Annotated in this window: 11 protein-coding genes; 6 read left to right on the plus strand and 5 right to left on the minus strand. The window is 36.7% G+C overall.

Annotated elements, in window-relative coordinates; genetic code table 11:
* Window positions 1-165 precede the first annotated feature (165 nt).
* A complete protein-coding gene (trpS, locus tag ACHRV5_RS07155; RefSeq protein WP_230004024.1) occupies window positions 166-1,143 on the minus strand; it encodes a tryptophan--tRNA ligase in 978 nt (325 codons plus the stop codon).
* A 253-nt stretch (window positions 1,144-1,396) separates the two neighbouring features.
* Here trpS and ACHRV5_RS07160 point away from each other — a divergent pair, with 253 nt between their 5' ends.
* Entirely contained in the window at window positions 1,397-2,143 is a 747-nt protein-coding gene (locus tag ACHRV5_RS07160) for a 1-acyl-sn-glycerol-3-phosphate acyltransferase (RefSeq protein ID WP_047774535.1), read from the plus strand.
* A gap of 353 nt (window positions 2,144-2,496) precedes the next feature.
* Here the strand turns inward: ACHRV5_RS07160 and recA are convergent, their stop codons facing one another.
* The 4 genes from recA to ACHRV5_RS07180 form a co-directional block, all read right to left on the minus strand.
* Window positions 2,497-3,504: a recombinase RecA gene (recA, locus tag ACHRV5_RS07165; RefSeq protein ID WP_047774954.1), complete on the minus strand. Its 1,008-nt coding sequence runs from the start codon at window positions 3,502-3,504 to the stop codon at window positions 2,497-2,499.
* A 143-nt stretch (window positions 3,505-3,647) separates the two neighbouring features.
* Entirely contained in the window at window positions 3,648-4,157 is a 510-nt protein-coding gene (locus tag ACHRV5_RS07170; protein WP_230004023.1) for an acyl-CoA thioesterase, read from the minus strand.
* Window positions 4,158-4,402: 245 nt separating this feature from the next.
* Complete coding sequence (locus tag ACHRV5_RS07175; protein ID WP_047774533.1) at window positions 4,403-4,786, minus strand: hypothetical protein; 384 nt, start codon at window positions 4,784-4,786, stop codon at window positions 4,403-4,405.
* A gap of 7 nt (window positions 4,787-4,793) precedes the next feature.
* Window positions 4,794-5,942, minus strand: a complete 1,149-nt coding sequence (locus tag ACHRV5_RS07180; RefSeq protein WP_395426276.1) for an ATP-binding protein — start codon at window positions 5,940-5,942, stop codon at window positions 4,794-4,796.
* A 437-nt stretch (window positions 5,943-6,379) separates the two neighbouring features.
* Here ACHRV5_RS07180 and ACHRV5_RS07185 point away from each other — a divergent pair, with 437 nt between their 5' ends.
* From ACHRV5_RS07185 to ACHRV5_RS07205, 5 genes are all read left to right on the plus strand, one after another.
* Window positions 6,380-6,832: a hypothetical protein gene (locus tag ACHRV5_RS07185; RefSeq protein WP_047774529.1), complete on the plus strand. Its 453-nt coding sequence runs from the start codon at window positions 6,380-6,382 to the stop codon at window positions 6,830-6,832.
* 376 nt (window positions 6,833-7,208) lie between these two features.
* Entirely contained in the window at window positions 7,209-8,501 is a 1,293-nt protein-coding gene (locus ACHRV5_RS07190) for a hypothetical protein (RefSeq protein WP_047774527.1), read from the plus strand.
* A gap of 105 nt (window positions 8,502-8,606) precedes the next feature.
* The gene (locus tag ACHRV5_RS07195) at window positions 8,607-9,023 is read left to right on the plus strand and encodes a hypothetical protein (protein WP_047774525.1); all 417 of its coding nucleotides are present in this window, start codon (window positions 8,607-8,609) and stop codon (window positions 9,021-9,023) included.
* Window positions 9,020-10,489, plus strand: coding sequence for a gliding motility protein SprC (gene sprC, locus ACHRV5_RS07200; protein WP_230004021.1), 1,470 nt, complete (start codon window positions 9,020-9,022; stop codon window positions 10,487-10,489). The genes ACHRV5_RS07195 and sprC overlap by 4 nt, the downstream gene beginning before the upstream one ends.
* Window position 10,490: 1 nt before the next feature.
* Entirely contained in the window at window positions 10,491-15,095 is a 4,605-nt protein-coding gene (locus ACHRV5_RS07205) for a type IX secretion system membrane protein PorP/SprF (protein ID WP_395426280.1), read from the plus strand.
* Window positions 15,096-15,194: the final 99 nt, after the last annotated feature.

Consider the following 15,194-nt stretch of genomic DNA (forward strand, 5'->3'; position numbering starts at 1 on the left):
AGTAAATTTTAATGTTTTATTTAGAATAACGTCTTTTCTGTTTCTCGTAAATATAAGTTAGAAAGGACATAAATAAAATGCCGGATTTCGGTGATTTTTTCAAACAAAAATCCCTTTCCAAGCTTCCCGCTCGAAAAGGGATAAACAATGTCTTAAAACGACTAATTATGATGGTTCAAAGCCAAGTTTAATGCGAGCACGTTGTAAAACACCGTTCGCGATGAGTGCTGCTTTATCAGCTCCTTTTTTCAAAAGTAATTCTACTTCAGTAAGGTTCGTGATATAGTAATTGTATTTTTCTCTTTCGGTTTTGAATTTTTCTGTGATCAATTCAAACAAGGCTTGTTTGGCATGTCCATAACCATAGTTTCCGCCCAAATAATTGGCTCTCATTTCGGCAATTTGTGCTTCGGTTCCCAGTAAAGAATAGATAGCAAAGGCATTACAAGTGTCCGGATTTTTTGGATCTTCAAGTGGCGTACTGTCTGTCTCGATGCTCATTATCTGCTTGCGTAAGGTTTTATCGTCAAGGAAAATATTGATGATATTATTGGCAGATTTACTCATTTTTCCGCCATTAGTTCCGGGGATCAACATGCCGTCTTCCTGAATTATAGCTTCTGGAATTACAAAAGTTTCACCCATTTGGTGATTGAAACGAGAGGCTACATCACGAGTAATTTCCAAGTGTTGCAATTGGTCTTTTCCAACAGGAACAAATTGAGCGTCATACAATAAAATATCAGCGGCCATTAACATCGGATAAGTAAAAAGTCCAGCGTTTACATCGTCTAAACGATCTGCTTTATCCTTGAAAGAATGCGCTAATGTCAGACGTTGAAACGGAAAAAAACAGCTTAAATACCAGGTTAGTTCTGCTGTTTGAGCTACATCAGATTGTCTGTAAAAAGTAACTTTATCGGGATTTAAACCACAGGCCAACCAAGCTGCTGCTGTACTGTAGGTGTTTTCTCTTAATGTTTTACCATCTTTGATTTGTGTAATTGAATGTAAATCAGCGATAAACAAAAAAGATTCGTTTGCCGGATTGTTAGATAATTCAATTGCGGGAATAATTGCTCCCAATAAGTTGCCTAAATGTGGTGTTCCTGTACTTTGAACACCGGTAAGTATTTTTGCCATTCTAGTTTTCTCTTAACCGCAAAGATGCAAGGTTTTAACCGCAAAGTTCGCATGGTTTATTGTTGATTTTAACCCTAAATTTCGTATTTTTTAATTGGAAAGTTTGCCAGGTTTATTTTCCTGATCGCAAAGTTCGCAAAGTTTTTTGTAAAGTACACAAAGTTTATTTGTTCTTTGGCGTAAAGTTGGCAAAGTTTTTACGAAAATAAATTCTTTTATAATAAATCACCTTCGATTTATTACTTTTGAAACCATGAAAGGAATAAAAATTGTTTTTTGGGTCATTTGGCGCATTTGGTTTTATATTTTAATGGCCATCCCGATATTGATTATGTTGCCGTTTTTACTGGCTTCCATTATAACCGAAAGTGGTTATCCGTATTTTTTCAGAATGGCGCGAATTTGGGCGAAATTCATCCTCTACGGAATGGGATTCTATTACAAAATCAAACGGGAACAAAAGCTTGAAAGAGGCAAAAGTTATATGATTGTGGCCAATCATACTTCAATGACAGACATTATGTTAATGCTGGCCATTATTAAAAATCCATTTGTTTTTGTTGGAAAAAAGGAGCTTGTAAAGATTCCGTTGTTCGGATTTTTCTATAAAAGAACTTGTATTTTGGTAGACAGAAATTCGTCGAAGAGTAAAAATGATGTTTTCAAACGAGCTCAGGATCGTCTAAATCAAGGATTAAGCATCTGTATTTTTCCGGAAGGCGGAGTTCCTGATGATGAATCGATTTTACTGGACGAGTTTAAGGATGGGGCGTTTAGATTGGCCATAGAGCATCAAATTCCAATTGTTCCGATTGTTTTTGCGGATAATAAAGAACGATTTTCGTATACTTTTTTAAGCGGAAGTCCCGGTAAAATGAGAGGTAAGATATTATCATTTATTGAAACTAAAGGACTTACGGGCGAGAACAGAAAAGAGTTGAGAGATCAGGTAAGACAGGTGATTTACAATAAATTACTGGAATTTAAGAGCGTAAAGTAAAAGCAAAAACGATTAAATATTAAACCCGGCATTGAGTATGAATCATGCCGGGTTTTCTTTTGAATTTAAAACCCCTTTTATATTCAAAATCTTATTTTATCAATACTTTTATCGAAATCAAAATCAATTGCTTTTTAGTTTTTTCCTTAATTGTTTTAAAGGAAATAGCCTTGGTAATTAGATTTTTAACTTGTAATAAAAGTCACATGATAATGATTAGATGAATAAAAAGGAAAATGGTTGCGTCAAGAAGTAGATTTTTTTCCATTTTTTTTCAAAATAAAAAACCCGACCGCTTTTAGAACGGTCGGGTTTATAGTATAAGAATCTGCAACAATCAGATTTGTAACGTTTTATGCGTTAGCTAATTCTTTGATGTGCGCTTTAATTTTTGCTTCTAATTCGTCAGCTAATTCTGGATTATCTTTTATTAAAGACTTAACGGCATCACGTCCCTGACCTAATTTAGTATCACCATAGCTGAACCATGATCCTGCTTTTTTAACGATCTCAAATTCAACAGCTAAATCTAAAATTTCTCCTGTTTTTGAAACTCCTTCGCCATACATGATGTCAAATTCGGCAGTTTTGAATGGTGGAGCTACTTTGTTTTTAACGATTTTTACTTTGGTTCTGTTTCCGATTACATTTTCTCCGTCTTTAATTTGTGAAGAACGACGAATATCAATACGTACCGAAGCGTAGAATTTTAGGGCGTTACCACCTGTTGTGGTTTCCGGATTTCCGAACATTACACCAATTTTCTCTCTCAACTGGTTGATGAAGAAAACCGTACAGTTTGTTTTGCTGATTGTTCCGGTTAATTTTCTTAAAGCCTGAGACATTAAACGAGCATGAAGCCCCATTTTCGAATCTCCCATTTCTCCTTCAATTTCACTTTTTGGAGTTAAGGCTGCAACCGAGTCAATTACCACAATATCAATTGCTCCTGAACGAATCAGGTTTTCTGCAATTTCTAAAGCTTGCTCTCCATTATCCGGTTGAGAAATAATTAAGTTTTCGATGTCAACGCCTAATTTTTCAGCATAATTTCTGTCAAAAGCATGCTCGGCATCTATAAAAGCAGCAATTCCACCCGCTTTTTGAGCTTCGGCAATCGCGTGTAAGGTAAGTGTGGTTTTACCGGACGATTCTGGCCCGTAAATTTCAATGATTCTTCCTCTTGGGTAACCATTTACCCCAAGAGCTAAATCAACACCAAGAGAGCCAGAAGAAATGGTTTCTACCTCTACAATGGCTTTGTCGCCCATTTTCATTACGGTTCCTTTTCCGTAAGTTTTATCAAGTTTGTCAAGCGTAAGTTGTAGCGCTTTTAATTTGGCCTCTTTGTCTGAACTCATCTTTTCTTTCATCTAAATTGTTATAATTTTTTTCTTTTTCAAAGCCAATCAAAATCGCAAATAACGTCCTGATTTAGATTTGAAAGGGCTTGTAATTTTGTAAAAATACTTCTTTTTTTTGAAGTTACAACGTTGTTTTATTGCTATAAAAACAATGCTTTTAGTTCTGTAGCTTCCTCAGCTTTTATTTTACCGGCAAGCAACAAACTCAATTGTTTACGACGTAAAGCGGCATCATAACGCTGTTTTTCAAGTTCCGTTTCAGGTTCGATCGCCGGAACTTCAACCGGTCTGCCGGTATCATCTACCGCAACAAAGGTGTAAATGGCTTCGTTGGCTTTTGTTCTGTTTCCAGATTCGCGGTCTTCTACCCAAACGTCAATAAAAACTTCCATAGAACTTTTGAAAGAACGGGATACTTTTGCTTCAACGGTAACAACGCTGCCTAAAGAAATAGCTCTGTTAAAAGCAACGTGATTTACAGAAGCTGTTACTACAATTCGACGTGAATGTCTTCGGGCTGCGATACTTGCCGCACGGTCCATTCGGGCCAAAAGTTCACCACCAAAAAGGTTATTCAAAGGATTTGTTTCGCTTGGTAAAACTAAATCGGTTAAAATAGTTAGAGATTCTGCAGGATGTTTTGATTTCATTTTTTTAATGTAAAAATTTATTTTTTTGCCACGAATTTCACGAATTGGCACTAATTGTTTTTTTACCACTGATTAAAAGGATTTGCACAGATTATTTAATCATTTTAATCCTTTATTCTGTGGTTTTTTTTCCTCATAATTGAGTGAGGTTAGCAAATCTTTATCAAAGTGCATAAATAGACTTTCTTAGATTTGATGTTTTATCTTAACTATTCAAACATTATGTAAAATAGGATTTGGCAGATTTAATTCAGCCAGTAAACCGCCATAACTGCCGGAATAAAATAGATAACAATGGTTCTTGCACCATCGTAATCCTTAGCTAATCGTTGACCGAAGAGCATCATTAACAAACAAATACAAGAGAAAATAGCGCCGTAGAAACCAAATTCACGACCGCTGTCTGTAAGCAATTGTATGACACCAACCACGCATAAAATTCCCGAAATTAATTCTAAAATTAAAAGGTGAAACAGGGCTAGTGGTACTTGATTTTTTAAGATTGTTTTGGAAAAATGCTCCTTCAACCAGGAAACATTATCCTTCCAGTAGAAAACTTTTTCATAACCGGATTGCAAAAAAGTTAAGGCCAGAAAAACTAGCAGTAAAATTGTGGCAGTATTGTTCATTAGCAAATTATTTTTTGTGAATTAAACGTGTGAGTTTTATAGATAGATCTGTTAAAATTATTTTTGCATTTCCATTCCGTTCAATGTGATACATCGCCTCCGAAAGTTCTTTGAAAATGTCATGAATATTGTTTCCGTTAACAAATGGTGCAAAATTTTCGAGTTTAAATTTATCTACTTTCGGCTCAATGTAAACGAGGCTTGGTGCTTGATAATTAAGCAAAAGCGCCTGTCGGAACATTTCGATGCAGTACTGGATAAATTTCTTCTGACTTTCACGTCCAAGAGCGGCTATTTCTTCGCTCCAGGAAATTAAATCCTGAATGGCAGCGGCATTACCTTTGGCTCTGAAAGCAGCGCGTACCCAATTGACAAACCATTGTTCAAAAGGATATTCCGAGTCATCTTCTTTGAGTATAGAAAGTGCTTTACTAAAATTTCCCTGTGCCTGATGTGCTATTTTTAAAGCTAAGTTTAAATCGATATTTTCTTTCGCCACTAAGGCTTCAGCGATCACCTTTTCGGGTAATCCGTTAAAATGAATCACTTGACAACGAGAACGGATCGTTTGAATGATATCTTCTTCATTTTCAGAGATCAGTATAAAGATAGTTTTATCTGAAGGCTCTTCGAGAAGTTTTAATAATTTATTTGAAGCAGCGATATTCATTTTATCGGCCATCCAGATAATCATAATTTTATAACCGCCTTCGTACGATTTTAAGGCAAGTGATTTCAAAACTTCCTGTGCGTCTTCGACTCTGATTTCTCCTTGTTTGTTTTGAACACCCAAAATTTTATACCAATCGAATAAACCTCCGTAAGGCATTTCTTGTATAAAAGAACGCCAGTCCTGAATAAAATCTAAACTTTTGGGTTTCGTTTTTACATCTTCGGTGGTGACGGTTGGATAAATAAAATGGAGATCGGGATGTGAAAGGTTTTGGAATTTGAGATTACAGGAATCATTTCCGTTTGAGTTTTCAGTGCCCGTATTGTTACATAAAATATATTGCGCGTAAGCAATAGCAGTTGATAGCGTACCACTTCCTTCTGGCCCGACAAATAATTGTGCGTGCGGAATTCTTCCGGAAGATGCACTTTGTATCAAGTGACTTTTGATGTAATCTTGACCTAAAATTTGAGAAAATTGCATGTAGCAAAGATAGAAGAAAATGATGTAGTCAAAAATTTTCGGAATTAAAGATTAATTATGTTTCTGTTTTTTTATTTTTAACAGGCAGCGTTTTGTTAAATTGTTTATTTTTTTTGGCTCGCCTTGGGTAAGTACTGGGTGGGATTTGGTGAGATATTAATGGTTTTTTGTTAATAGTTTTTATAAAAATATTTAAAACATATCTTTTTTTTACCTACAATAATGCGTAAAGAGGATCATATATAAAGTCAATTCCTACAAATATATATTTTAACAAAATTAACAAAAAACTCGCTAAAACGCATATTTTCTCGACATACGGCAGTTTTTCGGAGGATCTAAAAGCTTAATTTTTCAAAAAAGAAAATATTAAAGTTGCGTTTTAACATAATTTACATATTTTTGTTTTCATCAACAACCAATTTTAATAAGAATCTATGAAAGGGAAAATTATTTTTTTAAGTTTATTTTGTTTAATGACAACTGGAGCAATTTCTGCCCAGGCTAAGAATGCTCCTAGAAGTATAATCAGTACAACAGCGCTTATTCGCAAGTATCACGATCAAAAAGAATTGAGTGGTATGCAAAAAGGTGAACTTTTGGAACTGTATATCGAGCGTATTAAAGTACTAGTTAAAACTCTCCCTTACATTGCATTGGTGACTAAACCAGGTGTTACGATGGCAGACTTAGGTATTCCGGACGACAGTGAGCACAAAAAAGTATTGGATTCTCAGGCAACTGGAACTGCTACGTTTTTGGACACTACAGTTGAATTCCAAAGAAAAATGATGCCATATTCTGATAAAGGAAATCTAATCGCAGCCATTTTATTTTACGAAAGCACATTAAAATCTTTACATGAGTTCAACGAATTGAACGAAATGTAATATTTTAAAATTTCTGAAACCTTTTTGTCAAAGTATTTTACTTGTTAAATGATTAATATGGTGACGAGTATAAACTATAACAACTTAGTTGTTTGTTTGTATAAGCTATGTATTGATTTTTTAAGTTCATTTGTAAAGAGAAAAAGAAGTGTTAAAGTACTGTAAAACAGTGTGCTTGAAGCTCTTACTCTAAGCGAGCCATAAAACAATGTAAATATTTGATCTGTTAGAGTTTCATAAAATTTTAAAAGTAGAAGTACAAATAACAACTCGTTCTCGAAGCATCCTGATTACGATCAGATAATTCGAGATGAGTTTTTATCATATTACGCATACGCATACCCAAATTTATTATTAACCGTAATACCCCCTTATCATGAAAAAAATTACTCAAATCATCTGCATCCTTTTGACAGTAACCAGTATGAGTGCTCAGCAAGAGAAAGGAATTATGGGCTACAACAATTGGTTGAATAACTGGACCGAATTTAAGCCTAACAAAGTAGACTATGGAGAAGCAAATCAAATTTTAGCAGGAAACATTTCTGTTAATACAAAATTGATGAAAAGGAATGTTTATGTTTTACAAGGAAACGTTTATGTTACTAATAATGCTGTTTTAACTATTGAGCCTGGTACGTTAATCATTGGTGATTTCGAAACTAAAGGAACATTGGTAGTTACAAAAGGTGCATCAATTATTGCAGACGGATTAGAAACTGATCCTATTGTATTTACTTCAAACCGTAGCCAGAAAAAAGCTGGTGATTGGGGAGGACTTGTAATTCTTGGTGATTCTCCAATTAATAAATTCGGAAACGCCGGTTCTTACAACCTTGACTTAGACCCTACTCTTACTACTTATGGTGGTGATAATGTTGCCGGTAACTCAGGAATTTTAAGATTCGTTAGAATCGAATTCGCAGGTAAAAAAGTAAAAGGTTTAGATTCTTTCAACGGATTAACTGTTGCAGGTGTTGGAAATAAAACAATAATTGAAAACGTAATGGTTAGCTACTCAGGTGGTAATTCATTTGCTTTCTATGGTGGAGACTTAAATGCAACTAAATTGGTTTCTTATAAATCAATTAATGATGATTTTAAATTCACACAAGGAGTTCAATGTCGTTTATACAACTCATTAGCAATCAGATCTTCTTATTTGTCTAGTACAAAAGACGGATCTCGTTGTATGGAGGTTAGAACATACGATAAGAAAAGCGAAACAGATTTTACTAAAAAACCTACTTTAGTAGTTGCTTCGAATATTACAATGCTTAACGATAGTGAAAATATTAAAGCTGACATTCAGTCTGGTTTAGTAAAAGAAGCTATTTATGTTGCAGAAACTGCATCACTTGAAATGAAACGTAGCGTGATCTCCGGATTTAATCCAGCTGTATTATTAGACAGTAAAACAGAGATTAATGATGCCAATCTTAAAAAAATCAGATTTGAAGAAATGTATTTCAACCTATGTAACGGAAATATCTTTACAGAATACAATTCTAACAATGAAGATTTAGAGAGCTGGTATGGTAATAGCGTATTCTTTAACGTGTATTCACAAAGTGATAACAAAGAGACATTTATTGACATCTTTAACCCAAAGAAACCTGATTTCAGACTACAATTAGGAAAGATTACGGCTTCTAGCGGAAACAGATAGATAAGACATAGATTTTTATTTTAGAGCGTAAATTTTATTAATTAAGTCCCCAGACACAATTTATGTATTCGTCTTAAATCGGACTCAAATAAAGATCATAATATAATGGCCCCAACAATAAAAAAATATTTTACTTGTATTATATTTTTGGCTTTGCCTATGACATTAAGTCTATATGCACAAAGTACAATAGAAGAACCTACTTTTTCTGTACTTAATAAATGTAAAAAGACAGCGTCAACGCTTGACCAAAACAAAGATATAGCTGAGCAACGTATCAGCCAATTAGATACTGATTCTAATCAGTTTATAGAAGGGCTATCCATCCCCAAGGATAGCCTTGCTACAACTGGTGAGTGTAATCTAATTACTTTTAAATGTGAAGAGAATTCATCAATAGCTGCTACTTATTCAGTACTTGCAAAAGATATTATTGAGAATTACAGATATGATTTTTCAGAATCATTTATAAACATTTTGTTTTTTGAAGATATAGATTTAGCCAGAACACGCACTATATGATTCAAAAAACTACTCTAATTTTTACCAAATTTTTTCTTTTATTTGGCATGTTATTCTGTGCCAACTCGAGTTTGTTTGCTCAAACGAAAGTTGTAAACCCGGAAATACTATCTTTTGATAGGATTTGTGCGGGTACGGTGCACAATGAATATAATGCCACTTTTACCTATAGCGGGTTTCCGGCAGGAACAGAGTTTACAGTTGAGTTATCTACCGATAATTTTGTAACGGTAATTCCTGCTGCTACAATTCTGCCTGTTATAAACGATACTCCTACTCAGAAAACAATAAAATTTGCGGTTCCTTCAACCCTTAAGGGATCGGATACTTATAGTCTTAGAGTTTCAACTGCCGGTTATGCAAGTCCTAAATTCACTTCGTTTGCTCATAAAACGGCGTTCCCAATTTATTTTAAAGCGCATGACAATCAGTATACTATAAATAATTTTAAAGGAACCGCTACATTTTGTGCGGGAGGAAGTTATTTGTTAACGATTGATCCTGATCGAGCAGATCCTTTAAATGAATCTCCTTTAAAGTATGATTTTTTAACCTATAACTGGTACAAAGATAATGGTGTTTCTGTGCCTCCAACCTTAGTCGCTGCTGCGACCGGCCCTAGTTACAGCGTAACTGCCGAGGGAGTTTATTATGTAGAAACAAATTATGGAACTTGTAGTTCTGAATCGTATTCAAATCGTGTGACAGTTTCGTCATCAGGTTCCGGTTCAGCGGTTTCAGTAACCTCAAGTTTAGGGAATCCTTTTTGTTCCAGCGGAGCGGGTACAGTTTTGACTGCTACTTCGGGAAACAGTTATGTTTGGAGTAAAGATGGTAAAGTATTAGCAGGACAAACAACACGTTCTATCAATGCAAATGAGAGCGGATTATATTCGGTTGCAGTAGATTTTGGAGGATGTGTGGCCAATGGAACTATCGACTTAAAAAGCAATAGTTTTTCTGCCAGTATTGATGTTGCAGATACCTATAAACTTAAAGCTGGCGAAACTTTAAAAGTGTCCATAACTTCTGATGCTACCAATCCAACTTACGAGTGGTATCTAAACAACAATCTTATTGATGGTGCTAACACAGATACCTATCAGATAGCGGTAAGAGGTAGCTACAGAGCAAAAATTTCACAGTCTTCAGGCTGTATTTCTTCTAAAGAATTTGCATTCAGAGTTACTTCTGAAGAAGATGCAAAAACGAATGTTGTTCCAAATATTGTGAAACTAAGTAGTAGTTCTCCTTATTGGAATGTACCGGAAGTATACAAAACGCCTGATACAAAAATTACAATTTTGAGTTCAAACGGAGAAGTAATGTATGATGATGTTGGAAGTAATTACGATCCCGAATTCAATTCGTTTATAAAAGATTTTAAAAATGTTAATCCTGTTTATTACTACGTCATTAAATCCAGCTCGGGTGATAAAAAAGGATCAATAACTGTGATAAAATAATATGAAGAAAATTTACCTATTCATAACTTTATTTTACGGTTTTTCAAATGTACTCTATTCACAGGACACAGCTGTCCCTGAGAATGGAGTTGTTTCGTTTTCGTTACCTATCAGAAATTCTTTAAAGTTTAATAGATACCTAATCAACCCAGCATTTAGCTTTGTTAGAGAGCAAAATGCCTATATAAGTTTTTACAACAAAAGACAGTGGACTCAGTTTGAGAACGCCCCAAATACCTATGTTTTCGGTTATTCGGGACGTTTTAGAGAAAATGAAGCTTTTGCTTTTAGTCTTTTTCAACAAAACTATGGTCTAATGACAGTGTTTGGCGGAGTTGGAAACTTTGCTCACAATATCGTTTTGGAGGAAGACAGCAATTTGACTTTTGGTTTAAACGCGGGCATTTATCAAAGCAGTTTGAATAAAGGAAAGATTGTATCTGATGATCAGGACGTTTTAAACGCAGATTATCCTTCAAATACGATGTTAACGATCAATCCCGGGATTAATTATGGTACTGCATTCCTTGATTTTGGATTGTCTGTGAATAATTTAGTGCTGTACAATTTTGGTTCAGGAGTAGTTAAAGAAGATCCGGAAAGAGCCATTCAGTTACATGCTATGTATACCGGTTATATTGATGCTTATGGTTTTTTTGACAGAAGTAAATTTTCGGGAATCTTAAAAACAGAAATCAAGCAAGATAAAACTATCATTTCTGGACTTGCTATGGTGGCGATTCCAAAAGGAGTTTGGGCACAGGCAGGATATAATTCATTATACGGTGTTTCAGCAGGTCTTGGTGTTAATATTTCACCAAGCATTGCTATTGAATATAACTATGAAAGAGGATTGGGTAATCTGTCTAATTTAGGAGGTTCTCATGAATTTGCTATTGCTTATAAATTTAAAAACAGAAACTATTATTATGGTGATGATGAAGAAGGTTCTCTTATAGATCCTGCACAATCAAAGCCGGTACCGTCTAAAAAGACTACTGCTTCTACAACTCCGGTAACAAGAGTGAGTGGTGCAGAAAAAGCGAAGTTAGCAGCTGACACGAAGGCTAAAACAGATGCAGAAGCACAGCAAGCAAGACTTGCGGCAGCCGAAAAAGTTCGTGCAGATGCAGAAGCTGCTGCAAAAATAAGACTAGCAGCAGATACTAAAGCGAAAGCAGATGCAGAAGCTTTAAGAATAAGATTAGCAGCCGATGCCAAAGCCAAAGCTGATGCTGTAGCTGAAGCAAGAGCAAAAACTGCCGGAACCAGAACTGTAGCTAAACCAGCAGCACCTCAAAGAACAGCAGCACAATTAGCGGCTGATAAATCGAGAGCAGATGCTGAGGCTGTTGCGAAAGCAAGATTAGCAGCTGCAAAAGCAAAAGCTGACGCAGAAGGAGCGGCTAAAGCTAAAACAGCAACACCGGTAACACCTCAAAAAACACAAGCACAATTAGCGGCTGATAAATCTAAAGCAGACGCGGAAGCCGCTGCAAAAGCAAGATTAGCAGCAGATACTAAAGCGAAAGCAGATGCTGAAGCTTTAAGAATAAAATTAGCAGCAGATACTAAAGCCAAAGCTGACGCAGCTGAAGCGAAACGTAAAACTGATGCAAAAGCAAAAGCGGAAGAAGCGGATTTACAGTCCATCTTAGCTGCCGATGCTAAGGCCAAAGCTGATTCTGATGCACTTCAGGCAAGAATTGCTGCAGATGCAAAAGCAAAAGCTGCAGCAGCTGCAAAAACAAAAGCTAGCATTGATGCTGCAAACAAAGCAAAATTGGCAGCTGATGCTAAAGCTAAAGCAGCCGAAGAAGCAGCCTTAAAAGAAAAATTAGCGGCTGACGCAAAAGTTAAAGCCGATGCAGAAGCACTGCAAGCAAGACTTGCAGCCGACGCCAAAGCGAAAGCCGATGCTGAAGCATTGAAAATAAAATTAGCAGCAGATGCTAAGGCCAAAGCCGATGCAGAAGCGTTACAAGCAAAATTAGCGGCAGACGCTAAAGTGAAAGCGGATGCAGAAGCATTACAAGCTAAGTTAGAAGCCGACGCCAAAGCGAAAGCCGATGCAGAGGCATTGAAAATAAAATTAGCAGCTGATGCAAAAGCGAAAGCCGACGCAGAAGCATTACAAGCAAAATTAGCAGCAGACGCAAAAGTTAAAGCGGATGCAGAGGCACTACAAGCTAAACTAGCAGCCGATGCTAAAGCGAAAGCCGACGCAGAAGCATTACAAGCAAAATTAGCAGCCGATGCTAAAGCGAAAGCCGACGCAGAAGCATTACAAGCAAAACTTGCAGCCGATGCAAAAGCCAAAGCCGACGCAGAAGCGTTACAAGCAAAACTAGCAGCCGATGCCAAAGCGAAAGCGGATGCAGAAGCGTTACAAGCAAAACTAGCAGCCGATGCCAAAGCGAAAGCGGATGCAGAAGCATTACAAGCTAAACTAGCAGCAGACGCAAAAGCCAAAGCGGATGCAGAAGCACTACAAGCAAAACTAGCAGCTGATGCAAAAGCCAAAGCAGATGCAGAAGCATTACAAGCAAAACTAGCAGCTGATGCAAAAGCCAAAGCCGATGCAGAAGCATTACAAGCGAAATTAGCAGCTGACGCAAAAGCCAAAGCCGATGCAGAAGCATTACAAGCAAAACTAGCAGCCGATGCAAAAGCGAAAGCCGACGCAGAAGCATTGCAAGAGAAATTAGCAGCTGATGCCAAAGCGAAAGCCGATGCAGAAGCACTACAAGCAAAACTAGCAGCTGACGCCAAAGCGAAAGCGGATATGGAAGCATTACAAGCTAAGTTATTGGCAGATGCTAAAGTTAAGGCGGATGCAGAAGCTACTGCCAAAGCACAAGCTGATGCAGAAGCTAAAAAATTACAATTAGAAGAAGAAGAGCGCCAGGCAAAATTAGCAGCAGATGCCAAAGCCAAAGCGGATGCAGAAGCATTACAAGCTAAGTTAGCAGCCGATGCTAAAGCGAAAGCTGACGCAGAAGCACTACAAGCTAAGTTAGCAGCAGACGCAAAAGCGAAAGCTGATGCAGAAGCATTACAAGCTAAGTTAGCAGCCGATGCCAAAGCGAAAGCTGATGCAGAAGCGTTACAAGCAAAATTAGCAGCAGACGCAAAAGCGAAAGCTGATGCGGAAGCATTACAAGCGAAATTAGCAGCCGACGCCAAAGCGAAAGCCGATGCAGAAGCACTTCAGACTAAATTAGCAGCCGATGTTAAAGCGAAAGCTGATGCAGAAGCATTAGAAGCAAAATTAGCAGCCGATGCCAAAGCGAAAGCCGATGCAGAAGCATTACAAGCAAAATTAGCAGCCGATGTTAAAGCGAAAGCGGATGCAGAAGCACTTCAGGCGAAATTAGCAGCCGACGCCAAAGCGAAAGCCGATGCAGAAGCATTACAAGCGAAATTAGAAGCTGATGCCAAATCTAAAGCCGATGCAGAAGCACTTCAGGCAAAACTAGCAGCAGATGCTAAAGCTAAAGCAGATATGGAAGCAGCGCAAGCTAAGTTATTGGCAGATGCCAGAGCTAAAGCGGATGCAGAAGCAAATGAAAAATTACAAGCTGAAGAAGAAACAAGACAATTAAAATTGGCTGAAGAAGCACGTGAAGCAAAATTATTAGCAGATGCTAAAGCCAAAGCTGATGCGGTAGCGCTACAAGCAAAACTAGCGGCAGATGCAGCAGCGTTAGCAGCAGCAAAAGCGGCTTCAGCACCGAAAGATGATACAGCAAGAGCGATTGACAATTTAACGCAGTCTTTAGATGCTTCAGGAAAAACACAAAGTGATTTATTGGAACAGTTTAATGCAACGGTAGCCAACAAACAAAAAGATTTGGACGACTTAAGAGAAGAGAATGACTTAAGCGATAAAGGGATCTACAAAGAGCCTAAACCGTTCAAAAGTGTTGCTGCTGAAAACAGTCAGTTAGAAGCTTTAAAATCACAATTGGCTGATGCAAACAGAATACAAAAAGACGAGATTGCTAAACTGACAAATTTATACAACGAAAGACTTAAAAAAGTACCAAATAAAAATGATGCTTTAAACAAAGCTTATTTGGAGAAAATAAATCAGTTGAAAGCAGCACAGCTTAAAATGGAACAAGACAGTGCAGCTTTACTTGCCAATTTAGAACGTATTAAGGCAGAAACTGAAATTGAGAAAAAACGTAGAATTAAACGAGCTGCATACGAAAATGATCAAGGAAGATATGAACAGGATTTGGCTGCTCTTAAACGTATAAAAGAAACAACAAAGCTAAGTAATACACCACTAACGGCAAGTGATTTTGATTTTGGAGAAGATCAGTCAAACATGCAGATTATTAAGAATATTAAAAATTCTGACAATGGGTATTATTTAATTGTTGCTGTACACAGCAGTGTGGAGAAGAGAGATGAATTCCTTGCCAAAGCAGTAGCTTCAGGAGTTTCAAATGTAAATTTCTTTTATAATGTGACAACAAGTAAATATTACATCTATTACGATAAATTCGAAGGATTATCAGATGCTCAAAAAGCACTGGAAGCTAAAGGCAGCAAACCATACAATGGGAAAATGGTTATCGCTAAAGTGGAAAATTAACATCAATAAAAAGTTGTGCCCTTCTTAATTTTTGGGAAGAGTCTAAATAATAAAATTTTAAAATACTAATTGTTTTTATTCGCTAATGCCCCTTAGAGA

Source organism: Flavobacterium sp. FlaQc-52 (assembly GCF_044007495.1).
Lineage (GTDB): Bacteria > Bacteroidota > Bacteroidia > Flavobacteriales > Flavobacteriaceae > Flavobacterium > Flavobacterium cupriresistens.